Raw genomic sequence first — 26,098 nt, 5'->3', positions numbered from 1 at the left:
TTCAAATGTCTCCTTTCGACAGGCTCAGGATGACAATCTCATTTCGCTGGCAACACCTTCGTTGCTACCTCACCGAAACCAATACGAACGCCGTTTTGTTTAGCATGTCCTCGCATGATCACTGTGTCACCATCCTGAATGAACTTACGCTCACTGCCATCAGGCATTTTCACCGGCTTGGTGCCTTTCCAGGAAATCTCCAGCATAGAGCCAAACTGACTGGAATCCGGTCCCGAAATGGTTCCGCTACCGTACATGTCACCGGTCTTGATGTTGCAACCATTCACGGTATGATGCGCCAGCTGCTGCGCCATGTTCCAGTACATGTATTTGAAATTGGAATTCCCAACTACCTTCTCTTCGCTACCTTCCGGCTGGATGGCTACCTCTAAATCAATGTCAAAATGCTTGTTCCCTTCATATTTCAGGTACGGCAACACTTCAGGCTCTTGTTTTGGTCCGGCAATTCGGAATGGCTCCAAGGCATCCAGCGTCACGATCCAGGGTGAAATGCATGACGCAAAATTCTTAGCTAAGAATGGACCTAAAGGCACATACTCCCACTTTTGAATGTCTCGTGCAGACCAATCATTGAATAGCACCATTCCAAAAATGTAATCCTCCGCTTCTGCTGTTGTGATCGAATCTCCCAGATCATTACCTCCACAAGTAATGAAGGCAGTCTCCAATTCAAAATCCATCAGCTTACATGGTCCAAATACAGGAGGCTCGTCATCACTAGGTTTTTGTTGGCCTTTTGGTCGATGAATTGGTACACCGGATTCAATGATGGAAGATGCTCTTCCATGATAGCCCACTGGAATGTGTTTCCAGTTTGGCATCAATGCATTATCCGGATCACGAAACATACATCCTACATTGTAGGCGTGCTGTTCACTGGAATAAAAATCAGTGTAATCGCCAATCTGCACCGGCATACACATCTTCACCTTGCTTTGATCCAGCAATATCGATCCTAATGCATAGTGATTTTGTAATTCGTCGTTTCCTTCCTGCAGCAATTCTGAAATGCGATTTCGAACTACTCTTCCGGTCGCCTTTCCCAACTTTAAAAAGTCATTCAATACTTCTTTATCAAATATTCCATCCGGAAGTCCCAAACCATCAAACAACCCCTGAGATTGGAGTACAGCAAGGTCCAACACCTTATCGCCGATGGCTACTCCGGCTCGCTGAGCCCCACCTTCTTTAAAGATGCCAAAAGGCAAATTCTGAATCGGGAAGTCAGAGTTTTCTGGTACCTCTACCCATGATTTTAAGCTTGGATTATTAGCCGCTATTTCCATTTTTTCTTTTTTTATTCTGGTACTGCAAATATGCACGGCATAATTGCATCTGACAAAGACACAAAGAAGTCTAATTGCTACTAACTTTGCGGCTTCATTTTTCAAAAGAGATTTAAAGCACGCATGAGCATTTCCGCACAATACGACCCGACGAAAGTAGAGGACAAATGGTACAAGTACTGGATGGATCAAAACTTTTTCCATGCCACTCCTAAAACCGGCAAGGAAGCGTACACCATCGTCATCCCTCCTCCAAACGTCACTGGTGTTCTACACATGGGTCATATGCTCAACAACACTATTCAGGATGTATTGATTCGAAAAGCCAGAATGGAAGGCAAAGAGGCCTGCTGGGTGCCCGGTACAGACCATGCATCCATTGCCACAGAAGCGAAAGTAGTACGAATGCTGCGCGAAAAAGGAATCAAGAAATCAGATCTATCCAGGGAAGAATTCATGAAGCACGCCTGGGAATGGAAAGAGAAATATGGGGGAATCATACTGGATCAGCTTAAGAAACTGGGAGCTTCCTGTGACTGGGATCGAACTACGTTTACCATGGATCCTAACTATCACGATGCAGTGATTAAGCACTTTGTGGACCTGTTCAACAAAGGCTACATCTACCGTGGACTAAGAATGGTAAACTGGGATACTGAAGCACAAACTACCATTTCCAATGAAGAGGTGATCTACAATGAGGATGGAGAGAAAGCGATCCTTTATCATGTAAAATATCAGATCAAGGATTCGGATGAGTTTGTAACAATCGCTACCCAGCGACCGGAGACGATTCTGGGTGATACAGGTATTGCCGTTAATCCAAGCGATGAGCGATTCAAACATTTGATTGGAAAGAAAGCCCTAGTGCCATTCATCAACCGAGAGATTCCAATCATCGGCGATGATTATGTAGAGCTTGATTTCGGTACGGGCTGTCTGAAAGTAACGCCTGCGCATGACCCCAATGATTATGAAATTGGTCAGCGACACAACCTGGATACCATTGATACCATCAATCTGGATGGAACACTCAATGAAAAATGTGAGGTTGAAAAGTATGTGGGTGAAGATCGGTTCAAGGTGCGTAAAATGATCGTGAAAGATCTGAAAGCTGCTGAAATACTGGTTGATGAGGAAGAGTTCATCACCAAGATTGGTCGCTCGGAACGAACCAACTCGGTTGTGGAGCCGAAGCTTTCACTACAGTGGTTCATCAAAATGAAAGATATCTCCAAGCGAGCGCATAAAGCCGTGATGGATGATGAAATTCAGCTTTTCCCAGCGAAGTTCAAGAACACCTACAACCACTGGATGGAGAATGTGCGCGACTGGTGTATCTCTCGTCAGCTGTGGTGGGGTCAGCGAATCCCGGCCTACTACTACGGTCAAGATGAAGGTGATTTTGTAGTAGCAGAGAACATAGAAAAAGCAGTAGAAGAGGCGCGCAAGACGACCGGTAACAACAGCCTAACAGCAGATGATCTGAAACAGGACGAGGATGTACTGGACACCTGGGCTTCTTCCAACCTGTGGCCTATTGCCGCTTTTGGAGGATTTGATGAAAGCTGCTTTGATCCGGCAACCGGGAAAATTGACAAGAGCAAAAATGAAGAACTGAGCTTCTTCTACCCTACTCAGACATTAGTAACCGCACCAGAAATCTTATTTTTCTGGGTAGCACGAATGGTCATAGCCGGGTATGAATACCTGGATGAAAAGCCATTTGAAAATGTGTACCTGACCGGGATTGTTCGGGATAAACAGCGACGAAAAATGTCCAAGTCGTTGGGCAACTCGCCTGACCCACTTGATTTGATCAAGCAGTTCGGTGCAGACGGTGTGCGAACAGGAATGCTATTCAGTTCTCCTGCAGGAAACGACTTGTTATTTGACGAGAAATTGGTAGAGCAAGGACGAAACTTCTCCAATAAAATCTGGAATGCCTTCAGATTGGTGAAAGGCTGGGAGATTACCGAAACAGAACAGCCTGCGATCAATGCGCAAGCGATCAGCTGGTTTGAAAGTAAGCTTAACAAGGCATTGACTGAGCTTGAAGATCATTTCTCCAAGTTTCGAATGTCGGATGCGCTGATGACAGCTTACAAGTTGGTGTGGAACGACTTCTGTAGCTGGTACCTTGAATGGATCAAGCCGGAATACGGCAAACCGATCGATGCGGAGACGCATGCAGCAACTACTGAGTTGTTTGAAAAGGTGTTGAAGCTGTTGCATCCATTTATGCCATTCATTACTGAAGAGCTGTGGCATGAATTGAAAGAGCGCAAAGATGGTGAAGCGATCATTGTAGCAGAGTGGCCTAAAGCAGCAAGCTTTGATGACACAATCTTGAAAGAAGCAGATTTACTTTTTGAAATCACCTCAGCTGTGCGAAACATCCGAAGTTCAAAGGGTATCTCACCTAAGGAGACATTTGAGTTGACGACTAATAGCAGTGTTGTGGATTCCATTGACGAATCGTTGAAGAAGCTGGCAAACATTTCCGAAATTAAATCAGGAGATAAGCCAGCCAATGCATTCAGCTTTGTTGTGGGATCGGATGAGTTCTTCATTCCGGCAACAGAGAGTATCGACATTGAAGCGGAAAAGAAGAAGATCGAGGAAGAGCTGAACTACACGAAAGGCTTCATGAAGTCTGTGGAGAAAAAGCTCTCCAATGAGAGGTTCGTGAATGGTGCCCCTGAGCAAGTGGTAGCCATGGAGCGAAAAAAACTGGCCGATGCTGAGGCTAAAGTGAAGACGCTGGAGGAGAGTTTGGCTTCTTTATAGCTTGTCATCCTGAGCCTGTTGAAGGATAGACATCCCCCGCCAACACACATCCTCTCACCCCCCCCTTCAAAGGGGGAATAACCTCAATACTTTGTTCTGGATGTCATTCCGAGCCTGCCTGCCGACAAAGGCAGGGAACGAGGAATCTCTAATGGCTAGAAGTAAAGATTTCTCCTATCGTCGAAATGACAGGGCCGTCTCGCTTAGTATCTAAAAATATAAGGGTCAATCACAACTACCTCTGTTGAGATAAAATTCTTAACTTTAAGAAAACCTATAAAAGTTGAGAAATAAAATTTGGTATGAATTGGTTGACGCCAAGTACGGAGAACTATATCTAGCTAATTATATCAATAGGTGTAAGAATATTAAAAAAAATATAAAATTCTTACACTAATTTTTTCAGGAGGTGGTGTTTTTGGTTGGTCAATTTGGGAGCCTGTGGCTTTAATAGCATGTATAATAATAGCCTTAATACAATTGATTAATCTAATCGAAAATCAAATAATCAAATCAGATGAGGAGTTGTTAAAAATAAGCTCATTGAGAAATCTGTATTTAAAATACTTCAATCAATTAGAGAAACTATGGAGTGATTTTGAAAATAAAATCATGAATGAAAATCAGGCATCAGAATCATTTTTCGCACTCAGATCTGATATTAAAGAAAAAATTGAAGAACTTGATAACGAAGTACACGTTAGACAAATACCCAAATTATTAGAAAAAACTGATAGAGAAGAAAAATTATATTTTAATAACAGATATGGCTAAACAAAAACCATCAGGAAAACCATCCAATGTAGGTGGTACCGTAAAAAGAAGTGAAAGCGGAGTTATTAAAGGACAAGTTCCTACATCAAGAACACCTACATCTCCTCCTCCAAAAAAGAGTAAATAATTCTATTCATATCCTAGCCGCCATAAATAAACTGATATCCTTAAATGCCAGGTTGAAGCGCTTGGCGAGGGCGAGGTTAGTCAAGGTGCCTTTGTAGGAGTACACACCTTTTTGCAGCCAACGATGGGTGTAGATCATCTCGTCAAATCCTCCACAGTCTCCTGCTTCCAGTAAGATCGGGGTGAAGATGTTCGAGATCGCGAGTGATGCGGTTCTAGCTACCCGCGAAGCAATGTTAGGTACGCAGTAGTGTGTCACGTCATGCTTCACAAAGACCGGCTTTTTATGATTCGTTAGTTCAGATGTTTCGATGCATCCGCCATGGTCGATGCTTACATCTATGATGACCGAACCGGGTTTCATGCTCATCACCATATCTTCGGTCACCAGCATCTTACTTTTTCCTTTTTCAAAGCGTACGGCCCCAATTAGCACATCTGCTTCCTGAACTTCTTTCTTCAGCAATGCCTCATCATAGGTAGACGTATAGATTTCCTGTCCAAGGGAATGCTTCAGCCTTCGCATCTTGTAAATCTGATTATCAAAGACCCGAACTTCAGCTCCGTGACCCAATGCTGCTCTGGCAGCAAACTCAGCCACTGTGCCGGCACCTATGATCACTACGCGTGTGGGTGGCACTCCGGTGATTCCTCCCAGAATCACTCCTCTCCCATTGTTGGCGCTGCTTAAATATTCAGCCGCTATGATCATTACCGTACTTCCGGCCACCTCGCTCATCGCACGAACAAGAGGCAGTCCTCCCACTTTATCTTCAATGAATTCATAGCCAATCGCAATCAACTTTTTCTTGTTGATAGCCTCCAGGTATTTTGTGTTTTGCTTCCCAGCCTGAAACGCAGAAATAAGTGTGCTCCCCGGTTTCATCATTTCAATTTCCTTGATGGTTGGCGGCTCTACCTTAAGTACCGTCCGACACTCAAAGACCTCCTTGGCACTGTAGGCAATCTGTGCTCCCGCTTCGCTATACTCATCGTCTGAAAAATTAGCTGATTCCCCAGCTCCGGACTCTACCAGTACCTCATGACCATTTGCAACCAGTACACCTACTGATGAAGGTTTGATTGGCATGCGTTTTTCCTGATCAGCAATCTCCTGTGGTACTCCTATTTGCATTGATTGATGCTTCTTTGAGATTTTAGCGGGCGCTTCCTGAGGGTAAAGCGTTTGTTCTTGCGCAAGCTTTGCAAATCCGGATTTCGACGATTCGTTCATTTAGGTTGAGCAGTTAGTGATCGGGTATTATCACCTACTAATTTAATGTTTATTTGCAGGTATTCATCCGGCAATAGTGGTTCAATAATCTGAGGCCATTCCAGCAAACACAGATTTCCCGAAAAAAGGTAATCCTCCACACCAATATCCATGGCCTCTTCCATGTCCTTCAATCGATAAAAATCGAAGTGATAAATGTCCTGGTTTTTGTCCGTCAGGTATTCATTCACAATGGAGAAAGTAGGTGAACTCATCTCATCCTGCACCCCTAACTCTCTGCAAATTGCTTTCGTCAACGTGGTTTTTCCTGCACCCATCTCCGCATCAAAGCACCACACTTTGAGGTGTCCAAAGTTGCTGATTAGTTTTCGGGCTACCTCTTGTAGCTCTTCTTCATTGTAGTTTGGGATGGTCATTTATTAGCGAGCGTGATAAATGGAATCATAATCTCTTCCATGGAGATGCCTCCATGCTGAAACGTGTCTTTGTAGTGACGAACGTAGTGATTAAAGTTATTGGGATAAGCAAAAAAATGGTTGTCCTTAGCGAAAACGTATGCAGAACTAACATGCGGCTTAGGGAGTCCAAACCTTTCTGGTTCTCTTGTATAGAAAACAGATTTCTCGTCAAACGCCAGGTTTTTACCCACCTTGTACCTTAGGTTGGTGTTGGTATTGCGATCACCTACAATTTTTTGAGCCTTATTTACGCGAATCGTACCGTGATCCGTGGTGATCATAACCTTAACTTTCTGATTAGCCAGCACCCTCAATGTGTCAAAAAGTGAAGAATGTGTAAACCAGGACCTGGTGAGTGAGCGATAGGCAGATTCATCGGGGGCCAGCTCACGAATCATCTGCATGTCAGTTCGTGCATGTGATAACATGTCCACGAAATTGAATACGATCGCATTTAGCTTATTATTCATTAGATTAGGAATGTTCTCACTCAACTGTTTACCTTCTTCGGCTCTTAGGATTTTATGATAAGAAAATCGCTCTTTGATCTGGTTTCGAGCCATATTGGCTTCTAATAGCTCCTCTTCTTTCAAGTTCTTACCTTCATCTATTTCTTCTTCCACCCACAAATCAGGATATCTTCTGGCAATTTCAACAGGCGTTAAGCCTGCAAAGAGTGAGTTTCTTGCATAAGAAGTAGTTGTCGGCAAAATAGAGTAGTACATTTCCTCTGACTCAACACTAAAAAGCTCGGCTACTTCCGGCTCAATAATCTTCCATTGATCATACCTCAGGTTGTCAATCACGATCAGAAAGACAGGTTCATCACCTACTTCTGAAAACACCTTTTGCTTTAAGAGATTGTGTGAAAGTAGTGGTCGGTCTATATCCGGATTGGTGATCCAGCTTTCATAGTTGGAAGTAATAAAGGCAGAGAAATTCCCATCGGCCTCCACTTTTTGGGCATTGAGCACTTCCACCATGCTTTTATCTTCTGTCTCATCTATTTCCAGCTCCCAATACACCAATTTCTTATAAATCTCCATCCAGTCGTGATGATCTTGCGCATCCATCACCCCCATCGACAACTGCTGAAATTCCTTTTGATAACCTAGATTGGTCTTTTCGGAAATGATCCGTTTGTTATCAAGAATTTTCTTGACTGAAAGCAAAATCTGATTCGGATTCAGTGGTTTGATCAGGTAATCAGCAATTTTTGCCCCTATGGCTTCTTCCATGATTTCCTCGGCCTCATTTTTGGTGATCATCACCACAGGAAGATTTGGATGGGTTGACTTTATGTAGTTGAGGGTTTCAAGCCCACTCATTCCAGGCATATTTTCATCTAGAAAGACGATATCAAAATAGTTGTGGTCGATTTCTTCAAGTGCATCCGCCCCACTATTGACAGGAGTCAGTTGATACCCTTTCTGTTCCAGGAATAAAATATGAGGCTTGAGGAGTTCAATTTCATCGTCCGCCCATAAGATTTTAAATTGCTGCATTAATTCAGTTTTGGCATTAGTTTGCTAAGTAACTTGAGTTCGACGTAAGAATAAAAAAGAAAACGCATTATATCCCCTCTTCGGAGGGGGTTGGGGTGGGTTTTCAGAAGATCGTTTTCTTTTTGTCAAATTTCATTCAAAAATGACGGGTTTAAACCACCCACCTCTTCCTCCTCCCAAGAGGAGATTATAGGAATCATTTTTGAATAAAATCTGGATTCTTAAGTTTAGTTTAAATTAAATCACAAACGCTGTTGAACAAAAAGAAAATTCTCAATGATCCGGTATACGGATTCATCAATATACCCAACGATCTCATATTCGACATCATCGAGCATCGTTATTTTCAGCGGCTAAGAAGAATCAAACAGCTTGGTCTTACGGATTTGGTATATCCGGGTGCATTGCATACCCGTTTTCATCATGCACTCGGGGCAATGGACCTCATGCGAAGAGCATTAAACTCACTTCAGGATAAAGGAGTTGAAATTTCTGATGAAGAGCGACAGGCAGGAATGCTCGCAATTCTTCTGCATGATGTAGGTCATGGGCCATTTTCTCATACGCTGGAATTTTCTCTTTTTAAAGGGGTGCATCACGAGCAGGTAGGCTTATGGATGATGGACCGATTAAACAAAGAGTTTAATGGAGCACTGGATATGACCATTTCCATCTTCACAAATAAATATCATCGTCCATTCTTTCATCAGCTTGTTTCCAGCCAGTTGGATATTGATCGACTTGATTACCTTAAACGCGATTCCTTTTTTACAGGGGTTTATGAAGGCTCAATTGGGTCTGAACGGATCATCAAAATGCTGAATGTGGCAAGTGAGCATCTAGTAGTAGAAGAAAAAGGCATTTACAGCATTGAGAATTTCCTGAGCGCAAGAAGACTCATGTACTGGCAAGTGTACCTGCACAAAACAGCTGTCAGCGCTGAGATGATGCTTATTAAACTCATCCAGCGTGCGAAAGAACTCACACAACAGGGTGAAAAAGTACCAGCAACACCGGCATTATCTATCTTTCTTGAGCGAAATCTGGACGTAAAGGATTTCGGTGAGGACCAGGATATTTTGGAGGTTTATGCACTGTTAGATGACAGTGACATTTGGGGCTCTATTAAATTCTGGAGGGATCATAAAGACATTATTTTGCGAACATTGAGCGAAAGGCTACTCGATCGTAAGTTGCTGGGTATTTCTTTTTCCAACGATCCTATTGGCCGGATTATCACTGATGATCTAATGCAAAAAGTATCCAGTAAATACAACATCAATGATCATGAGGCTTCCTATTTGGTTCAGACAGGCTCTGTCAGTAATTCAGCTTATATAGCTTCAGGTCAGTCGATAAAAATTTTGCGCAAACATGGTGAGGTTGTTGATGTTGCAGAAGCTTCTGATCTTCCAAATATCAAAGCAATGAGTAAAATCGTGACGAAACATTATTTATGTGCTCCAAAAGAACTTTTAAAACATTGAATTTTTCCATAAGATGATTATTAAAGGGGAGGATATTGGAAAGAAATTCGGGAAAACCTGGATTTTTAGAAATCAATCATTTGAATTTCAATCGGGTGATTCTGTAGCTATTACCGGGAAAAATGGGGCTGGAAAATCAACACTTCTGCAGATCATTGCCGGCTACTTAACGCCATCAAACGGTAAAGTTTTGGTAGACGGTGTGCCTATTGATGAAAGTATACATAATGCCTGTTTCATTGGGCCATACACTGAAATCATTGAAGAGTTTACACTTAGAGAATTCCTGCAATTCCATCAAAAATTTAAAGAATCTATTAAATCCATTGAGGAAATGGCAGAATCCGCTTCTCTACCCCTTGATAAGCCTATTGCTGATTTTTCTACGGGAATGAAGCAACGAACGAAGCTTATTACAGCATTTTTCTTTGAAAATGATCTCATATGCATGGATGAGCCTACTTCAAATCTTGATGCGGAAGGGTTTAAATGGTGGAAATCCAGCCTGAGTCAACTATCCAACACACTATTGATTATTGCTTCTAACGATAATGAAGAAATAAAACAGTGCTCAAAACAGCTTAATCTTTAAAAAAAACAGAGTGGACGAATAATTTCTTTAGCAATTTTGAGTTTAGTAGGTATAAATGTGAAAAAGTCCTACTTTTGATTCATTCTTTTATCTAATCAGACAATATTTAATTTTATGAAACGATTATCAAACTTACTTGCTGCCTTAGTTTTTGCTTCCTTAGTTATTTTTATGTCGTGTGGTGGCGGTGGTGATGATCCAGCTCCAGACCCATTGGAAGAAGTGGCAACTGACTTAACAGCTTCTGCGTGGGCACAGCCTAGTACTGTTCAAACCGATGGAGGTACGCCTGATGGTGATTGGTCCGGCTTTAGTATTACATTTAGTGGTAGTAAAGATGGCGGATCTTACACGGTTAGTGGTGTTCCTGATGGTTTTAGTGACGTATGGTCAAATGGTACATGGTCGTTCGGAAATACTTCCGGTTCAGTAATTACCAAAACACATACTGGAAGCTCTGAATCTACAGATATGTCCGCAACAGTTTCAGAGGGAAGTCTTTCATTGACTTTTGATGTTGATGAGCCAACTGCCAGAACAAACGGTATCGCCGGCGAATGGACATTTGTTTTTTAATTATTCAACAAAAAAATAATTTTGAAGGGTAACTTTGTGTTACCCTTTTTTTATGCTCATCGAAGAAAAATATTTCGCTCAGGACAAGAATTATCTACTCAAGTCCGTGCAAGCCTTCTCTAAGGAAGTGCTACTCAACGAATGGCTCCAGCAAATTCTTCGCTCTTACTCTTTCCAGCACAATCCTATGGGTTTAGAGGATGATTTCATTATAGAGTTAAAGCAAAAAATTCATTTTGGTAAAGAGCTGCTTGAAGCGAACTATGACATCCTTGCTGCCATCTACCGTCACGATCATGCGGATAATCAACTAGAAATTATGTGGGATGGACGATCACACATGGAAGCTTATGATGCTGACTGGAAATCTATGTATCAGTCCTGGATCGAGAAATTATCTTTAGTGAAAGAGATCCAGCGTCCGATCATCAAATATGCTGTGAGTGAAGGCGATATTAATCATACTTTCCTTAAACAATCCATCAGACGTGCAATCCTTTCACATTTTGGTTTGAGAATGCGCTCTCAGACGCTTTACAGGGTGAGTGCTTGATTTTAACTATTTTTATTCTGCTGACGTTATAAGATCATGACAATCGATGAAATAAATAAGAAAGTAGAAAGACTTAGGATGATCACAGATGCCAAGTTGAAGTACTTGCAAGATCATTCTAAATTTATGGAACAAGCATTCCAGGAGCTGAAGGAAGTAAGTGAGGATGAGTTAGATCTTATTTATGATAAAATCCGAGAGCTGGACAATCGAATGGATAAGAACGGGGTATCTAAATAGGATTTTTTTTTTCGAATCACCCCCCTTGCCCCCTCAAGAGGGGAAATCTAATGTTTTATTTTGCAGACATTACAAAACTTTTGCTTCCCAGGCGGGCGTTTTTTGGGAGGTCGCTTATGTCCGTGAAACTTCTCTCCCTTTTTAGCTTCTCGCTTTTTCACCTTTTTCACCTTACGGTCAATTTTCGCATTCTCGGCATAAGCCTTGCTCACTCTTTTTCTGAATGCCAATGTTTCTTCCTGAGAAGTTTTTAAATCGGTGCTTTTCTTCTTTTTTAGAAAATCGAAAAAACCCTTCTTTTCCTTCTTTGCAGCTTGATATTGTGCACGGGGTGGTTTTGGTGTCTCAGCACTTCGCGTATTCTGAGCAAATGACGACACACCAAATAGTAGTATTACTAAGGATAAAATTATTTTTCGCATAAACACACTCTTACTCCTCACAACGATGCTGGTTTAAATTATTGCCAAAACTGTAAAAAGATTTCCAACGATCATAAAATTGGTTAATCTTTTGCATGAAAGCATCAGAAGCCGATCAAACCATTTTATTTTTCCGGTCGTTAGCAAACCTCGATGAAGAAACTAATTTTCACAATCACATTTCTCTTAATCATATCTTTCGATGGAAATGGTCAATTGATCAGAGAGTCTGAGTTAAGAACAAAAATGGATAAGGGTGCTGAGATGATGGCCTTAGGAAAGTACGATAGTGCTCAAATGCTTTTTCAGGAAGTATTGCAAAACATGGATAAGCTCCCATCTGAAATGGCATATTTCTTTGGTAGAAATAGTTTTCATCTTGGAAAGTATAAACAAAGTATCAACTGGCTCAACAAGTATATCCAGCTCAAAGGCACAAAAGGAAGATATTATGAACCTGCCATTCAATACCTCCAATTTGCTGAAGATGAATATTTGAGAATTCAGCGCTCACAGGCTGAAAGATTCGAAGAAGACTTAGCCAGCGCAGAGTATGATTGTGGTGGGCTTGAAAAAATGCTTTGTCCTGTTTGTCATGGGGCCGGTGTTGTAGTTCATCAGGGGCTCTTTGACGAAGTATATAAAACTTGTCCGTATTCTCTTGGAGAGGGTTATCTCTCTTGTGAGGAATATAACTTATTTATGCGTGGTGATCTGGAACCGAAGTTGAAGGATTGATTTGTTAAAAAGTTACCTTTTAGTGTCTTAAAAGGTCTGTCATCCTGAAGTTATGAAGGATCTCACCGGTAAAGACTACTAAACTTCTAAATACTGAGATTCTTCCTTCGTCAGAATGACAGTTAATATCTTTAAGACCTTTTGAAACACATGCTTATTTTCTCAGGAAAGGCGGTTTTTGAAGTCTTCGTATCCAAATTCCCTTATCAATTCAAAATTTCCATCTTTTCTTAGAATTCCAATTGATGGATGCTTCACTCCATTGAACGTGCTGGTTTTCACCATCGTATAGTGAATCATGTCTTTGAAAATGATGGCATCTCCTTCCTTTAGTGGCTTTTCAAACCAGTATTCATCCAGAAAATCACCAGCCAAACAGCTGACTCCACCCAGTCGATAGGCATGCCAGCCCTCTACAGGTTCATCAGAACCTTCTGCCAGCTTTGGACGATAAGGCATTTCAAGGCAATCGGGCATGTGGCACGTAAATGATCCATCAAAAATGGCCGTCTTCTGGCCTCCATTTTCGACTACATCCAAAACCCTGGTGTATAAATCACCCGTCTGCCATGCAAAAGCACTTCCGGGCTCCAAAATCACTTTCACCTGATGCTTTTCTCTAAAATTAGTTAGCAGGTCAATTAAGTGCTTCGTGTCATAATCTTCACGAGTCATCAAATGACCACCACCCATATTAACCCATTTTACCTGAGACAAGAAACCACCAAAACGATCTTCAAGTGACTCCAAAACTTTTTCAAGGGCATAGGAGTCTGATTCGCAAAGTACATGAAAGTGAAGCCCCTCTACCCTTTCAGGAAGGGATTCCAGATTTTCACTTGTCACGCCCAGTCTGGAAACGGGACTTGAAGGATTATACAGGTCCGTCTCAACATCGGACCACCGGGGATTGACTCTAAGACCGATACTTACATCTTTTGGCACCAGATCAATGTATTTATGATACTGCGCCAATGAATTGAATGTGATGTGAGAAGACCTGGAAACTATCTCTTCAAATTCATCCGAAGAATAGGCAACACAATAGGTATGTGATTTCACCCCCATTTCTTCATTGCATAATTTGACCTCATTGAGTGAGCTAGCGGTTGCTCCTTTGATGTATTGTTTTACAACCGGAAATGTACTCCACATAGCAAATCCTTTGAAAGCCAGAATGATCTCTATTCCGGCTTCTTTCTGAACTCTATCAATCAGCTCAAAGTTTTGGATCAGTTTGCTTTCATCCAAGACGAAGCATGGTGATGGAATTTTCACTTCGTATACCTTTCCTGAATGATCTCTAAATGGTGCTTCAAGTGACCTGAAATAATATATCCAATTGCTTCAACACTCATTTCTACGCCATTGGCCATGCCGGTCCGCTCGCGAATCTCTTGACTGAACGATGAAAAAAGATCAACTGAAGCAGCTCGTACATTTGTAAATTCTGTTAACAAGTTATGAATGGTACGATCATCGGCATTGGCCTCAGGCACATAATCATTTTGCTCAAATCCGGAAAGCTCATTGCTATCATTTCTTGCAAAGCGTAAGGCGCGATAAGCAAATACCCTTTCTGCATCAGTCACATGAAGGATAACATCCTTTATGCTCCATTTCCCATCTTCATAACGATACAGCCCTTGCTGCTCAGTGATTCTATTGCAATAGGAGATAAATTCATCTCCCGTCTTTAGTAGCAATGGCACTAATTCTCCTCCACCGAGTGTCTCAATATATCCTCGATAGAACTCCGGAACTTTCTGAATATCCACCATATCAATCCATTCCTAATTCTATATCATGCTTTTCATGCCAAGGTAAACCTGAAGTAGCAAGTTTTTCTAAAAATGGGTCCGAGTCAAATTCTTCAACGTTGAAAACTCCGGCTCCTGACCATTTTCCTGTCAGCATCATAGCAGCACCAATCATCGCCGGCACCCCAGTTGTATAAGATACACCCTGAGCTCCGGTTTCGTCAAATGCGGCTTTATGGCTGCAGTTGTTCCATATGTAGTAGGTTTTCTCCTTGCCGTCCTTCACTCCTTTAATTCGACATCCTATTGAAGTTTCTCCTTCATAGTTTTCACCCAAATCTCCCGGATTTGGCAAGACAGCTTTCAGAAACTGAAGTGGTACAATTTCTTTACCCTCATAATTGACAGGCTCAATAGAAGCCATGCCAATATTCTGAATCACTCGTAAATGGGTCAGGTATTCGTCTCCAAATGTCATCCAAAACCTGGCTCTCTTAATGGTTGGATAGTTTTTAACCAGCGACTCCAACTCTTCATGAAATAGCAAATAAGAAGGACGCTTCCCAATATTTGGATAGTCTAAATCTTTTCTGAATTCGAATGGATTTGTCTCAACCCATTTTCCATCTTCCCAATATTTGCCTTTCTGAGTGATCTCACGAATGTTGATTTCAGGGTTGAAATTGGTAGCGAAAGCTTTTCCGTGATCTCCGGCATTACAGTCTACAATATCCAAATAATGAATCTCATCAAAGAAATGTTTTGCGGCGCGGGAAGTGAATACGCCTGTTACGCCCGGATCAAAGCCACATCCAAGCACAGCAGTGAGTCCTGCTTCTTTAAATTTATCCTGATAAGCCCATTGCCATTTATATTCAAACTTAGCTTCCTCAGGCGGCTCATAGTTGGCTGTATCCAAATAATGAACACCAGCTTGCAGACATGCATCCATAATGGTAAGGTCCTGATATGGAAGCGCAACATTGATAACCATCTTAGGTTCATGCTTTTTGAATAACGCCACCACCTGATCTACATGGTCTGCATCGACCTGATCTGTCTTTATTTTTACACCTAGCTGCTTTTCTATATCTGCAGCTATAACATCGCATTTGGATTTGGTGCGTGAGGCTAGTACAATCTCTGAAAAGATTTCTTTATTCTGAGCACACTTGAAAGCGGTAACTCTACCCACTCCACCGGCTCCAATAATTACAACTCTGGACATATGGTTTATTTAAGGTTTGCCCAAAGTTAGCAGGAAGAATGGTTACAAAATAAATCGGTAGGTGTATTTGATAAGGAAAGTATTGCTTCCTGATAAATCGGTCAGTTGATTACTTAGGTCTCTAAAGCTATTACCCTGAGACTGATCAAAGTACGAGCCATTGCTTGACCAGACTGCAAACAACGTGGAGCCTGGAATGTATTCCCATCGCATCACAAAATTTGATCGAAATTGAACCATGTTAAAGTTTGGATTACTAAAAGTGTAATCCGGAACCTCACCTCCTGTCTCGAAAACCTGATATTCCTGGTTTTCTTTATCAAACATAATTTCAGCATTTTCATACATGGTAAACCTGCGATCGTAGGCTTCTGAACTGGGCTGATCTACACGCTTAAATTCGCTGTATTCACCCTTGGCAAGAAATGGTTGGCCCCAATATTCTAAAGTCAGATTAGGGGTGATGTTATAGTTTGCACGGATGGACATACTGTATGTTTCCTGAACCACTTTACCCAATATGTATCTGGTATCATTGTTGAAATCCCTCTGGGCAATGTATTGGAGATTATCTCTATTCCAGTTGATATTTGGAGAAATTGATAATTCCATAGCATCCGTCGGGCGTGCATTAATATTAACTGAGATACCAGAGCTTTTTGTGAAGTCTTTATCACCCCAGTTGAACCAATTGTTGAATGATACAGTGATTTTTTTTCTACTATTCGAACTCAACCTATACCAGTAATTTACATTGCCGGGATACCTAATGGATGGGCCTCCCCTAAGATCTGCATTAGAAAATCGGGTACCACCTACCCAAACTCCTTGTCCAAAACCCCAGTAATTATTGAACTCCCAATTCATATTGAAGTTCATACCTCTACCTGTTATAGCCCCTCCAAAGTCGTTGTTGTGCTCAGCATAAATATTGTAATTCTGCCATCTGAATAAATTGGTAACCTTGTTGATTCTGTATTGCGTCCAAAGCCAATTATTGATATCATCCGTTTGACGGAGGAATCCGGCATCATTTAACACAAGCTCAGGCGATTTAAAGTTCGACCCAATTCTCCATCTCCAATTTCCATTTTGCTTACCAAAAGAGAGTGTTGCAGCTGATCCTACCAAACTTGTTCGAGTGGTGTCTACCTCTTTGTGATTATTATCCGGTCGTTGGAAGAAACGTTGAGAGGATGTCTGAGTCCTGTAGATAGCTCCCTGAGTTCCTTCTACTTTGCTAAACATCGCTTTAAACTCCATTCCATACTCCCGATCCTTAAAATTGTGGTTCACATCTACTCCTGCACTTGTCGCATTGTCATGCAGATATTCTAGTCCGTTTCCACGATTATCAAATCGTTTGACATTTGTGGCGAGTGCTCCAATTACTGTCTTTCCACCATCAATGTCCTGCTGAACTCTTCCTACAAGGAAATTGGTGAATGGCTCTACTATTTCTTCGCCTTTGCCTCCACCTTCATAAATCACATCAGCCTTTTCTCTATTGGTTACTGACTCAAGAATGCCCCATGAAAAACCCTTTGCATTTTTTCCGGTAACCTTAGCCGCACCGATGATTCGCGTGTTATCAGGGTAGTCAATGTGCTCAACATTATCTGGGTAGCCATGAGGACGTCCCCCTACTCTCCTTGAGTAAAAAAGGTTGTTTGGACCGCCGCTTGTACGAAATGACAAAAGATTGCTCCCCTCCAAAAAGAATGGTCGTCTTTCCTGAAAGAACAATTGGAATGCAGATAGGTTTACAGTTGAAGGATCAGCATCTACCTGTCCAAAGTCCGGGTTAAAGGTCAAATCCAGTGTGATATCAGAGGTGATACCCACTTTAGCATCCAGTCCCACATTGCCCATATATTCTTTTCCTGTGTCCCTAAATGGATTCTCTTTCTCTCTTGGATATTTTTCATAAGATGTCAGCACATAAGGCTGTATCTCAAGTTGTTTTTGAGGTTTAATCCCTTTTATTCCTTTCAGTTCTCCAAAAAGATGTACCCATCCCGGTGCATTAGGGTCAATGGGCTGCCAGGTAGATCGCTCTTCCTCTCTAAAGATTCTTCTTGTAAATTGAATCCCCCAGGTATGCTCCTCCTGATTTGCAAATCTCAGCTGCGAAAGTGGTATTTTAAACTCAGCAATCCACCCTTTATCATCTACGCTTGTGCGTAGGTACCAGATTGGATCCCATGTTGAGTCCCAATCATCACCATTATTGGAAACATATTCATCACCCTTAACTCCTGAAACGGATGCGGTGAAGGAGAATGCTGTTCGTTTATCATTATAACTATCGATGTTGATCTCCACAAAGTCACCGTCAAATCCATCTCTTCTGGACATCCGCTTAACGATTTTTTCTGGCTCAGTATCATGCGCTCTTATTCCTACATATAAGAACTTTGCATCATATAGAATCTTAAACTGTGTTTCCTGATGAGGCTCTACATTGTATTCCGGCCTGTGACCAATAAAGTCACCTCCCCACTCAACCTGATTCCATGCATCATCATCCAATTTTCCATCAAGGACAATTTCCGTTTGCGCCCAAGCTGTGGTGTAAGATTTTTTTTCAGGTAATTCTGACTGTGAGTAGCCGTAAAAGCATAAGATTGACAATACGACATATATCAGTCCTCTGGAGTGCATGGTTTTTGAGTTAGTTGACGAGTAAAAGACCCAACGATAGTCCTAACGTTGCATCTACAAAGGAATACTGTCTATTTGACGAGAGGTTACATCTTTTATGTGAAACTGTCCATATTGATGATGGAAGGCTAGTTTAAGGTGTACCTAAACCCTGTCTGAACGACAAATCTGGAAGGAGAATTAACAGAATTGCTAATAGGTGTTATTGAGTGTCGATAATTTGGTTCTAAAGTCAAATCAACGTTATTAAAAATCGAGTAGCCTAATTCCAGCCCCCCAATTCCATCAAATGACCATTCATTGTATAAGTTGAGCTTATTTCCATTTAAAATCTGCTTGGAAGGATCTGATAGCTTTGATTCTACAAGGTAGTTGGCCGACAATCCTGCATTCACTCTCAGGCTGAATTTCCTATCCAACACAAAATAGCCTGCTTTCAATGGAATTGATGCAAACTGTACACTGTTCCTGATTTTAACCTTGTGATCATAAATTTTTTCTACCTCTATAGTTGCTTCTCTTGCATTGGCACCAACAACTGACCCATCCTCTATACCTGTATTATCATTAATGAAGTCATTATTATCAATGGTATAAACATCTAATACGTTAATGGACGCAGACCCTCTATTATCCATGCTTGTATAAGCTACCCCACTTTCCAACGTCCATTTATCGCTCAATTGCATGCCAAAGCCCACTCCTAATGTTGTAGCCACTCCCTCACTCATTTTTTGATCGATGCTTGTGGTAGGGTTAACAAAGCTACCAGAGCCAATTGCCGATGCTAACCCTGAAGGGTTTAGCGAGCTTGCCAGGGCTCCTGAACCTGCAAAATCTGCATTGAAGGTGCCAGCACCTGCTTCTAATCCCGCCCAAACTTTTTGATCATCAGATTGAGCCTTTCGTGAACGAGAGAAATTTCCGACCAAATAATAACGATGGATTTCAGGAGTTGTGTTTTCTGCTTCTAACGATGGTCGACGTGAGTTTACAAAAAATACTTCTGACCTTGTATTTATAATCATTTCACCGGAGGAATCTTCAGCATCATCTTGGACATTATCCAAAGGAGCAATACCAGTAAAAGATAAATCACCTGCCGATATACCAGAATTGCTGTGACTATAATAACTGTTATAATCAAAATCACTGGAAAGCAGAGCATTGTAAACCCCCTCATTATTTGCTTGCTGAGTCTCACTGTTTGATGGATACAGTAAGGCTCCAGTCATTAATACTGCAATAAAAACAGCTGCTACCGAAAGCCATTTATACATACTATGCTGGGAAGCATAGGTAGCTACCAATTGTGCATTTAGGCTACTTTCAATATTTGCCCATGTACCAACCGGTGCTTTTGTTGTTTGATTCTCAAACTTCTTCTGGATGTTATTTTCAAAGCTCTCCGGACCCATATCTTAACTTATCTCTCTGCGTTACCTTTTCTACAAGCAATGATTTAGCTCGTGAATACTGTGATTTCGAAGTTCCTTCGCTTATCTGCAGCTTCTCAGCTATTTCGTGATGCTTATACCCTTCAATTGCGAACAAGTTGAAAATGACCTGACAGCCTGTTGGGAGTTCTCTGATTAGTTGTAATAGTTCCTCATAACCCATACCAGAGATTACCGACTCTTTTGTACTCCAATCATCCAGATCATTTACATCTACCATCGGGTAGAGATAAAGTTTGCTGCGCTGATGATTAAGTGCCGTATTTACAACAATTCGCTTTATCCAGTACGCCAGCGAAGAGTCTTTTCTGAAGTTTTTGATGTTTTTAAACACCTTGATGAAAGCTTCCTGTAATATATCTTCTGCTTCCTGTTGTGCTTTAGAGTACCTTAATGCTACAAGAAACATCCCATCGCAATACTTGTCATACAAGGCTTGCTGATATTCTCGTTTGCCTTTCTGGCATCCTTTTATCAATTTTTCTTCAGTAACCGACATCTATGTTGGCATTTTAATAGACCCTATGCTGAATATTATAGTTGCAATCTCTAATTTGGTCTTTCGTACCTCTAAAGATATGAAGAACCTGGCGATAATTACAATTTGCTTTCTATTAGTACAATGTGAACCGGTCGTACCCCAACAATCATCGATAAATAAAAAAATAATTTTCGATAATTATGAATATGAAGACATAGTGGGATTCTCTAAATTATACCCCACTGAAAATGGTCAACTAAAAGAGCTCGAAAATCCAGTTATTAGTCTAAGACAAGAGGAACAATTAATACTGACCTTTGACCTATTGACAGATGAATTCGAAAATCTAAGCGCTAATATTTATCACTGCAATAAAGATTGGACAAGATCCGGGTTAAGAGACATGGAGTTTCTTTCCCAGATCAATAATTATAGAATTACAGATTTTGATTATTCAGTCAACACGGTTCAACCATATATCAATTATCGATTTAGCGTTCCTAAACCCACACTTTCAGGCAATTATATTCTCGCAGTGCATAGACGGGCAAACCCAGACGACTTGATCTTCACAAGAAGATTCATGGTTGTGGATGGAGCTGTTTCCATCGATCATACCGTAAGAGTCAGTACCACTATTGCCGAACGAGACGAAAATCATCAAATAGAATACAGTGTGAACTATGGTAACCTTATGGTAAATTCCCCTACCCAGGATATCGGCACGGTCTTACTCCAGAATCACAATTGGAGCACAGCCATTACAGATGTACAACCTACTTTAATTCGTGCCAATGAAGGCTATATGGAGTTTAGACATCTTGACCTAAAGACGAACTTTAATGGGTGGAACGAATTTCGCTTCGCTGATTTAAGAACCCTAAATGTAGCTGGCCGAAATGTAGGACGAATCACCAATACCGGGAGTAAAATATATGCTCCTTTGAAGTTGGATGGTACACGTGGTAACATTACCTATACACAGAATTTTCAGGATATCAACGGTAACTTCATCATCCAAAATAATGATCCGGGAGAGGGACAACTCAATGCAGATTATGCAAATGTCACTTTTGCATTAAAATCCGAACCAATCAATGGTGAGGTATATGTTATCGGGCAATTCAACAACTGGAGGATAACAGATATAAATCGTATGCGCTACACCAACCAAAATGGATTGGGTCGTTATGAAACTTCACTTTCGCTTAAGCAAGGATACTATGAGTACCTGTACTACGCCAAAAGTGATGAACTACCTCCTTACCATTTTGAAGGAAGCCATTTTCAGGCAGAAAATGAATATGAAATATTGGTATACTATCGAAAACCCGGCAATATCAATGATGAGCTAATCGGGTACAAACGCTTCAGATCAATTGAGCGCTAAATTAACGTGAGTTAAGCTAGCTGGCTTAATGTCCCCTTGAGGGGACGACAGGGGTGTTTTCATTCTATCAAAGTCAAATAATATCAAAATACACCCTCCTAGCCTCACTCAAGGGAGGAATTAGTTCATCGTTTTATATCAAATGTCTACTTCTTGAATCTATTGGAGGTTCTTATTACGAACTTACACCATAATTACACATTGAATCTAAAGTGCATCACATCTCCATCTTTTACTACATATTCTTTCCCTTCGATAGCTAATTTTCCAGCTTCTCTACAGCCTGCTTCTGATTTATATTGCTGGTAGTCTGGGATTTTAATCACTTCCGCTTTGATAAATCCTTTTTCAAAATCAGTGTGAATCACACCAGCAGCTTGTGGAGCTTTCCATCCTTTTTTGATCGTCCAGGCTCGAACTTCAGTTTCACCTGCTGTGAAGTAAGTGATGAGATCCAATAATGAATAGGAAGTCTTAATCAGACGGTTAAGTCCAGATTCCTTCAGTCCGTACTCTTCCAAAAACATTTGCTTCTCTTCCGGATCATCGAATTCCGCAATTTGTTCTTCCAATCCGGCAGATACTAAAATCAGCTGTGCGTCTTCATGTTTGATGTTCTCTTCCAGCTTTTTACTCCATTCATTGCCAGTGTTAATAGATTCTTCGTCTACGTTCGCAACATAAATAATGGGCTTACCAGTAAGCAACTGAAGTGGTTTTATCCACGCTCTTTGCTCTTTATCTATCTCAAGTGAACGAGCATTCTGCCCACTTTCAAGATGTGATTTGAATTTCACAAGAACTTCATACTCTGCTTTAGCATCTTTATCACCCGATTTAGCAATTTTCTGTACTCGTTCGATTCGCTTATCTACAGATTCAAGGTCTCTCAATTGAAGTTCTGTGTCAATAACCTCCTTATCTTCGATAGGGTCTACTTTTCCGGATACATGAACAATGTTATCGTTATCAAAGCATCTAACGACATGAATAATGGCATCTACTTCCCGAATATTGGCCAGAAATTGATTTCCAAGTCCTTCTCCTTTACTTGCACCCTTCACCAGCCCGGCAATGTCAACAAACTCCATCACGGTCGGTAATACCTTTTTGGGGTTTACCAAATCTGAAAGAATCTGAAGCCGCTCATCCGGAACGGTAATCACTCCGACGTTTGGTTCGATTGTACAGAAAGGAAAATTAGCCGCCTCCGCTTTAGCGTTGGAAAGCGCATTGAAAAGAGTGGATTTACCAACATTAGGTAATCCAACAATACCGCATTGTAGTCCCATATAATTTATTCTAGCCTATCTAAAGAGTGAAACTCTTTCGGGGCGCAAAACTAGTTTATTTATAAAATAAAAAAGCCTCCCGAAATTAATCAGGAAGCCTCTCTCTTCATACTTAAAAAAGTTATCTTGTCAATCCCACTTTAGTTCGGAATCAGATTCTGATACTCCGGCATTCGCTACGGCATGTTCATCATCATTCTCTCTGTCAAACTGTGTAAAATCCACTTCCGGCATCAATTCATCCTTTACGTGGTTTACTGTAGAATTTAGTGCATTCACAAACTTATGAAAATCTTCTTTATACAAGAAAATCTTGTGCTTTTCATAGAAAAAACCATCATCTTTAGGTTTTCTCTTGCTTTCCGTAATAGTTAGGTAGTAATCATTCGACCGTGTCGCTTTCACATCAAAAAAGTAAGTACGCTTTCCCGCCTTTACTCTCTCAGAATAGATCTCGTCTCTTCCTTTTTCGTTATTGTCTTCCACTTGCTTAAAATTTGTGTTAGGTGTTAGTTTTAACTAAAATCGGGGCTAAATATAGTGCTTTATATTTTTTATCTGCAAAACAAACTGGTGAATCCCCGTTGAATAACAACATATGACAACAAACATTTCAGAAATTAACCAATATGATAACCTCGGCTTAATTGCTAAGCAACTAGTCGACGGATTTATCACCGGACTTCATAAATCACCCTATCATGGATTCTCAGTAGAATTTGCAGAGCACAAACTGTACAATTTTGGAGAAAGTACCCGACATATCGACTGGAAGGTATTTGCCAGAACGGATAGACTCTATACCAAACAGTACGAAGAAGAGACAAACCTGAGATGCCGAATACTCATTGATAATTCTGCCTCTATGCATTATCCTGCGCCGGGGAAGGATAAATTGAAATTTTCGGTGTTTGCTGCCTCTGCCCTTTCCTATTTGCTGACAAAGCAACGAGATGTGGTTGGCCTTTCTGTTTTTTCAGACAAGATTGAGCATGAAACTGACCTTAGGAGTACTAAAGCTCATTTAAACACCATTTTAACCCAACTATCTGAATTACAAAATCAACCAACACCGGACACTTCGACCAACATTTCTTCTGTCTTGCATGAAATAGCTGATAAAATACATAAAAGATCATTAGTCGTGATCTTTTCTGACATGTTTCAAAATTCAAATGAAGAAGACTTATTGAGTGCTCTCCAGCACCTCAAACACAATAAACACGAAGTGATTTTATTCCATGTCTCGGACTATGCGAGTGAACTAAAATTTGAATTTGAAGATCGGCCTTACAAGTTTATTGACATGGAAACAAAAGAATCAATCAAAGTCAACCCACATGAGGTAAAGGATCTTTACAGAAAAGAAATGGCTCAATTTTATCAAGACCTGAAAATCAAATGTGGAATGATGAAAGTAGATTTTGTACCTGTTAACACCAATGATTCCTTTGATAAAATCTTGGGGGCTTACTTGATTAAGCGTAAAAAAATGAGATAACTACAAGTGTAACCACTCCTTTTTAGCAGTAAGCTCCTCCTCTGTTTCTACGTAATCTGGATCCGGAACACAACAATCTACCGGACATACTGCCGCACACTGAGGTTCTTCATGGAAACCGGTGCACTCTGTGCATTTACCGGGCACGATATAATAGAACTCATCCGAGACAGGCTCCTGTACCTCTTTGGCATCCACCTTAGACCCGTCTTCCATCTCAATATCCTGAAGATCGGTACCATCAGCCCACTTCCACTCTACTCCACCTTCGTAGATTGCCGTATTTGGGCATTCGGGTTCACATGCACCACAGTTGATGCATTCATCAGTGATCATTATAGCCATAGAAAATTAGCTTTTTGTTGTATTCTAAATGAGGGAACAAAATTAATCGCAATAAGTTTGCAGCCCAACCATCAATGGAGGACAATTTTAATTTTTTATGAAAATTCAGGACAAAATAACGGCATTCAGTCAACTTCAGAAGAAAATTGGCATGCTGACCGACGATGAACTACAGGATTTAGCTGCAAGAGCCAAACAAAAGAACGGTTGGTTCTCCTATGAGGGCGTAAAGAATGCATTGCAAGGCATTAGCTTCATGTTGGAAAAATCAAAACTTGAGAAGTGGGCGGGCGATTATAATCTGAATACAGACTCGCCGAAAATCGTTGGGATTGTAATGGCAGGGAATATCCCGCTCGTAGGATTTCACGATCTGCTTTCTGTTTTAATTTCAGAGCATTTTGCAGCAGTAAAGCCAAGTTCTGATGATGAATTCCTAACCAGGACTGTAATTGAATGGATCACTGAAATAGAACCTAGATTCAAGAAAAACATCGAAATTCGGGAGAAGCTTACAGGAATTGATGCAGTAATTGCTACCGGAAGCGACAATACAGCTAGATATTTTGAATACTACTTTAAAGACATTCCAAACATCATCCGGAAAAACCGCACCTCAGTAGCTATTCTGAATGGTGAGGAGTCAGATGAAGAATTTAAGGCTCTGGGTGATGATATTTTCAGCTATTTTGGTTTGGGATGTAGAAACGTATCAAAAGTTTTTACACCAAAGGGATTTGACATACGGACAGCATTTCCACATTTTGAAAATTATCAGGATATCGCAAATCACAATAAGTATCGCAACAACTATGACTACTACAAGTCCATCTATCTGGTAAACAAAACTCCCCATTTGGATACTGGTTTTCTTTTGATCAACTCTACTGATGAATTGGTGTCACCTATCAGTGTATTATTTCACCAGGAATATGATTCAATTGAGAAATTAAAAACCATTCTTGATGATCAGAAAGACAAAATCCAGTGCATTGTTGGGAAAGACTACATTCCTTTCGGCAAGGCTCAACGACCTGAATTGTGGGACTATGCGGATGATGTAGATACGCTTGCATTCCTAACCGACTTGAAGTGAGTTTTTGTTTTGACACATATCTTGATCAAACACGAAATCAATTATCTTTGCAGGCTTTTGATAGCAGGATAATGGTGGTATA

Annotated in this window: 26 protein-coding genes; 12 read left to right on the top strand and 14 right to left on the bottom strand. The window is 40.8% G+C overall.

What is annotated here, in order from left to right:
* Positions 1-38 precede the first annotated feature (38 nt).
* Positions 39-1,307, bottom strand: coding sequence for a fumarylacetoacetase (gene fahA / locus CHB71_RS14740; protein ID WP_089357711.1), 1,269 nt, complete (start codon positions 1,305-1,307; stop codon positions 39-41).
* Between the two features lie 123 nt (positions 1,308-1,430).
* Between fahA and CHB71_RS14735 the strand changes: the two genes are divergently transcribed.
* From CHB71_RS14735 to CHB71_RS19105, 3 genes are all read left to right on the top strand, one after another.
* The gene (locus CHB71_RS14735; protein ID WP_089357710.1) at positions 1,431-4,097 is read left to right on the top strand and encodes a valine--tRNA ligase; all 2,667 of its coding nucleotides are present in this window, start codon (positions 1,431-1,433) and stop codon (positions 4,095-4,097) included.
* Between the two features lie 441 nt (positions 4,098-4,538).
* Positions 4,539-4,871, top strand: coding sequence for a hypothetical protein (locus CHB71_RS14730; RefSeq protein ID WP_144017441.1), 333 nt, complete (start codon positions 4,539-4,541; stop codon positions 4,869-4,871).
* The gene (locus CHB71_RS19105; protein WP_262485928.1) at positions 4,864-4,998 is read left to right on the top strand and encodes a hypothetical protein; all 135 of its coding nucleotides are present in this window, start codon (positions 4,864-4,866) and stop codon (positions 4,996-4,998) included. The genes CHB71_RS14730 and CHB71_RS19105 overlap by 8 nt, the downstream gene beginning before the upstream one ends.
* A 6-nt stretch (positions 4,999-5,004) precedes the next feature.
* Here CHB71_RS19105 and CHB71_RS14725 read toward each other — a convergent pair whose 3' ends face one another.
* Genes CHB71_RS14725 through porX form a run of 3 tightly spaced genes read right to left on the bottom strand, consistent with a single transcriptional unit; the run spans position 5,005 to position 8,194 of the window.
* Positions 5,005-6,231, bottom strand: coding sequence for an alanine dehydrogenase (locus CHB71_RS14725; RefSeq protein ID WP_089357708.1), 1,227 nt, complete (start codon positions 6,229-6,231; stop codon positions 5,005-5,007).
* Positions 6,228-6,647, bottom strand: coding sequence for a tRNA (adenosine(37)-N6)-threonylcarbamoyltransferase complex ATPase subunit type 1 TsaE (gene tsaE / locus CHB71_RS14720; protein WP_089357707.1), 420 nt, complete (start codon positions 6,645-6,647; stop codon positions 6,228-6,230). The genes CHB71_RS14725 and tsaE overlap by 4 nt, the downstream gene beginning before the upstream one ends.
* Positions 6,644-8,194, bottom strand: coding sequence for a T9SS response regulator signal transducer PorX (porX, locus tag CHB71_RS14715; RefSeq protein ID WP_089357706.1), 1,551 nt, complete (start codon positions 8,192-8,194; stop codon positions 6,644-6,646). The genes tsaE and porX overlap by 4 nt, the downstream gene beginning before the upstream one ends.
* Positions 8,195-8,448: 254 nt before the next feature.
* Between porX and CHB71_RS14710 the strand changes: the two genes are divergently transcribed.
* The 5 genes from CHB71_RS14710 (at position 8,449) to CHB71_RS14690 (ending at position 11,642) form a co-directional block, all read left to right on the top strand.
* Entirely contained in the window at positions 8,449-9,681 is a 1,233-nt protein-coding gene (locus CHB71_RS14710) for an HD domain-containing protein (RefSeq protein WP_089357705.1), read from the top strand.
* Between the two features lie 13 nt (positions 9,682-9,694).
* The gene (locus CHB71_RS14705) at positions 9,695-10,273 is read left to right on the top strand and encodes an ABC transporter ATP-binding protein (protein ID WP_089357704.1); all 579 of its coding nucleotides are present in this window, start codon (positions 9,695-9,697) and stop codon (positions 10,271-10,273) included.
* A gap of 114 nt (positions 10,274-10,387) precedes the next feature.
* Positions 10,388-10,849 (top strand): hypothetical protein, encoded by a 462-nt coding sequence (locus CHB71_RS14700; RefSeq protein WP_089357703.1) that lies wholly within the window; start codon positions 10,388-10,390, stop codon positions 10,847-10,849.
* A gap of 52 nt (positions 10,850-10,901) precedes the next feature.
* Positions 10,902-11,402, top strand: a complete 501-nt coding sequence (locus CHB71_RS14695; protein WP_089357702.1) for a hypothetical protein — start codon at positions 10,902-10,904, stop codon at positions 11,400-11,402.
* A 36-nt stretch (positions 11,403-11,438) separates the two neighbouring features.
* Positions 11,439-11,642 (top strand): hypothetical protein, encoded by a 204-nt coding sequence (locus CHB71_RS14690; protein ID WP_089357701.1) that lies wholly within the window; start codon positions 11,439-11,441, stop codon positions 11,640-11,642.
* Between the two features lie 47 nt (positions 11,643-11,689).
* Here CHB71_RS14690 and CHB71_RS14685 read toward each other — a convergent pair whose 3' ends face one another.
* Positions 11,690-12,064, bottom strand: coding sequence for a hypothetical protein (locus CHB71_RS14685; RefSeq protein ID WP_089357700.1), 375 nt, complete (start codon positions 12,062-12,064; stop codon positions 11,690-11,692).
* Between the two features lie 153 nt (positions 12,065-12,217).
* Here CHB71_RS14685 and CHB71_RS14680 point away from each other — a divergent pair, with 153 nt between their 5' ends.
* Entirely contained in the window at positions 12,218-12,802 is a 585-nt protein-coding gene (locus tag CHB71_RS14680; RefSeq protein WP_089357699.1) for a hypothetical protein, read from the top strand.
* Positions 12,803-12,964: 162 nt separating this feature from the next.
* On the opposite strand, the gene nspC is transcribed toward CHB71_RS14680, so the two are convergent.
* The 6 genes from nspC to CHB71_RS14650 form a co-directional block, all read right to left on the bottom strand.
* Entirely contained in the window at positions 12,965-14,080 is a 1,116-nt protein-coding gene (gene nspC / locus CHB71_RS14675) for a carboxynorspermidine decarboxylase (protein WP_221406741.1), read from the bottom strand.
* Entirely contained in the window at positions 14,077-14,583 is a 507-nt protein-coding gene (locus CHB71_RS14670) for a DinB family protein (protein ID WP_245811322.1), read from the bottom strand. The genes nspC and CHB71_RS14670 overlap by 4 nt, the downstream gene beginning before the upstream one ends.
* Before the next feature lies 1 nt (position 14,584).
* On the bottom strand, positions 14,585-15,790 hold the full coding sequence (locus CHB71_RS14665) for a saccharopine dehydrogenase family protein (RefSeq protein WP_089357696.1): 1,206 nt from the start codon (positions 15,788-15,790) through the stop codon (positions 14,585-14,587).
* A gap of 42 nt (positions 15,791-15,832) precedes the next feature.
* Positions 15,833-18,454 carry a DUF5916 domain-containing protein gene (locus tag CHB71_RS14660; RefSeq protein WP_089357695.1) on the bottom strand — a complete coding sequence of 874 codons (2,622 nt, stop codon included), beginning with the start codon at positions 18,452-18,454 and terminating at the stop codon, positions 15,833-15,835.
* 128 nt (positions 18,455-18,582) lie between these two features.
* Entirely contained in the window at positions 18,583-19,872 is a 1,290-nt protein-coding gene (locus CHB71_RS14655) for an outer membrane beta-barrel protein (RefSeq protein ID WP_089357694.1), read from the bottom strand.
* A complete protein-coding gene (locus CHB71_RS14650; RefSeq protein ID WP_089357693.1) occupies positions 19,853-20,410 on the bottom strand; it encodes an RNA polymerase sigma factor in 558 nt (185 codons plus the stop codon). Before CHB71_RS14650 ends, CHB71_RS14655 begins: the two co-directional genes overlap by 20 nt.
* 25 nt (positions 20,411-20,435) lie before the next feature.
* On the opposite strand from CHB71_RS14650, the gene CHB71_RS14645 reads away from it, so the two are divergent.
* Positions 20,436-21,782 carry a type IX secretion system plug protein gene (locus CHB71_RS14645; protein WP_089357692.1) on the top strand — a complete coding sequence of 449 codons (1,347 nt, stop codon included), beginning with the start codon at positions 20,436-20,438 and terminating at the stop codon, positions 21,780-21,782.
* 194 nt (positions 21,783-21,976) lie between these two features.
* Here the strand turns inward: CHB71_RS14645 and ychF are convergent, their stop codons facing one another.
* Together ychF and CHB71_RS14635 are read right to left on the bottom strand one after the other, a co-directional pair.
* Positions 21,977-23,074: a redox-regulated ATPase YchF gene (ychF, locus tag CHB71_RS14640; protein WP_089357691.1), complete on the bottom strand. Its 1,098-nt coding sequence runs from the start codon at positions 23,072-23,074 to the stop codon at positions 21,977-21,979.
* 129 nt (positions 23,075-23,203) lie between these two features.
* Positions 23,204-23,560 (bottom strand): DUF3276 family protein, encoded by a 357-nt coding sequence (locus CHB71_RS14635; RefSeq protein WP_089357690.1) that lies wholly within the window; start codon positions 23,558-23,560, stop codon positions 23,204-23,206.
* Positions 23,561-23,672: 112 nt separating this feature from the next.
* Between CHB71_RS14635 and CHB71_RS14630 the strand changes: the two genes are divergently transcribed.
* Positions 23,673-24,575: a DUF58 domain-containing protein gene (locus CHB71_RS14630; protein WP_089357689.1), complete on the top strand. Its 903-nt coding sequence runs from the start codon at positions 23,673-23,675 to the stop codon at positions 24,573-24,575.
* Here CHB71_RS14630 and CHB71_RS14625 read toward each other — a convergent pair whose 3' ends face one another.
* Complete coding sequence (locus tag CHB71_RS14625; RefSeq protein ID WP_089357688.1) at positions 24,576-24,920, bottom strand: 4Fe-4S dicluster domain-containing protein; 345 nt, start codon at positions 24,918-24,920, stop codon at positions 24,576-24,578.
* A 97-nt stretch (positions 24,921-25,017) separates the two neighbouring features.
* Between CHB71_RS14625 and CHB71_RS14620 the strand changes: the two genes are divergently transcribed.
* Positions 25,018-26,016: an acyl-CoA reductase gene (locus CHB71_RS14620; RefSeq protein ID WP_089357687.1), complete on the top strand. Its 999-nt coding sequence runs from the start codon at positions 25,018-25,020 to the stop codon at positions 26,014-26,016.
* The last annotated feature ends 82 nt before the right edge of the window (positions 26,017-26,098 follow it).

The sequence above is a fragment of the Ekhidna lutea genome (assembly GCF_900188325.1).
GTDB classification, from domain to species: domain Bacteria; phylum Bacteroidota; class Bacteroidia; order Cytophagales; family Cyclobacteriaceae; genus Ekhidna; species Ekhidna lutea.
This window is presented reverse-complemented; position numbering and strand designations above follow the sequence as displayed.

Bases quoted from the DNA above. Each gene is read 5' to 3' on its own strand.
- fahA (WP_089357711.1), bottom strand. From the start codon at position 1,307: ATGGAAATAGCGGCTAATAATCCAAGCTTAAAATCATGGGTAGAGGTA.
- CHB71_RS14735 (WP_089357710.1), top strand. From the start codon at position 1,431: ATGAGCATTTCCGCACAATACGACCCGACGAAAGTAGAGGACAAATGG.
- CHB71_RS19105 (WP_262485928.1), top strand. From the start codon at position 4,864: ATGGCTAAACAAAAACCATCAGGAAAACCATCCAATGTAGGTGGTACC.
- CHB71_RS14725 (WP_089357708.1), bottom strand. From the start codon at position 6,231: ATGAACGAATCGTCGAAATCCGGATTTGCAAAGCTTGCGCAAGAACAA.
- tsaE (WP_089357707.1), bottom strand. From the start codon at position 6,647: ATGACCATCCCAAACTACAATGAAGAAGAGCTACAAGAGGTAGCCCGA.
- porX (WP_089357706.1), bottom strand. From the start codon at position 8,194: ATGCAGCAATTTAAAATCTTATGGGCGGACGATGAAATTGAACTCCTC.
- CHB71_RS14705 (WP_089357704.1), top strand. From the start codon at position 9,695: ATGATTATTAAAGGGGAGGATATTGGAAAGAAATTCGGGAAAACCTGG.
- CHB71_RS14700 (WP_089357703.1), top strand. From the start codon at position 10,388: ATGAAACGATTATCAAACTTACTTGCTGCCTTAGTTTTTGCTTCCTTA.
- CHB71_RS14695 (WP_089357702.1), top strand. From the start codon at position 10,902: ATGCTCATCGAAGAAAAATATTTCGCTCAGGACAAGAATTATCTACTC.
- CHB71_RS14690 (WP_089357701.1), top strand. From the start codon at position 11,439: ATGACAATCGATGAAATAAATAAGAAAGTAGAAAGACTTAGGATGATC.
- CHB71_RS14685 (WP_089357700.1), bottom strand. From the start codon at position 12,064: ATGCGAAAAATAATTTTATCCTTAGTAATACTACTATTTGGTGTGTCG.
- CHB71_RS14680 (WP_089357699.1), top strand. From the start codon at position 12,218: ATGAAGAAACTAATTTTCACAATCACATTTCTCTTAATCATATCTTTC.
- CHB71_RS14670 (WP_245811322.1), bottom strand. From the start codon at position 14,583: ATGGTGGATATTCAGAAAGTTCCGGAGTTCTATCGAGGATATATTGAG.
- CHB71_RS14665 (WP_089357696.1), bottom strand. From the start codon at position 15,790: ATGTCCAGAGTTGTAATTATTGGAGCCGGTGGAGTGGGTAGAGTTACC.
- CHB71_RS14660 (WP_089357695.1), bottom strand. From the start codon at position 18,454: ATGCACTCCAGAGGACTGATATATGTCGTATTGTCAATCTTATGCTTT.
- CHB71_RS14655 (WP_089357694.1), bottom strand. From the start codon at position 19,872: ATGGGTCCGGAGAGCTTTGAAAATAACATCCAGAAGAAGTTTGAGAAT.
- CHB71_RS14650 (WP_089357693.1), bottom strand. From the start codon at position 20,410: ATGTCGGTTACTGAAGAAAAATTGATAAAAGGATGCCAGAAAGGCAAA.
- CHB71_RS14645 (WP_089357692.1), top strand. From the start codon at position 20,436: ATGCTGAATATTATAGTTGCAATCTCTAATTTGGTCTTTCGTACCTCT.
- ychF (WP_089357691.1), bottom strand. From the start codon at position 23,074: ATGGGACTACAATGCGGTATTGTTGGATTACCTAATGTTGGTAAATCC.
- CHB71_RS14630 (WP_089357689.1), top strand. From the start codon at position 23,673: ATGACAACAAACATTTCAGAAATTAACCAATATGATAACCTCGGCTTA.
- CHB71_RS14625 (WP_089357688.1), bottom strand. From the start codon at position 24,920: ATGGCTATAATGATCACTGATGAATGCATCAACTGTGGTGCATGTGAA.
- CHB71_RS14620 (WP_089357687.1), top strand. From the start codon at position 25,018: ATGAAAATTCAGGACAAAATAACGGCATTCAGTCAACTTCAGAAGAAA.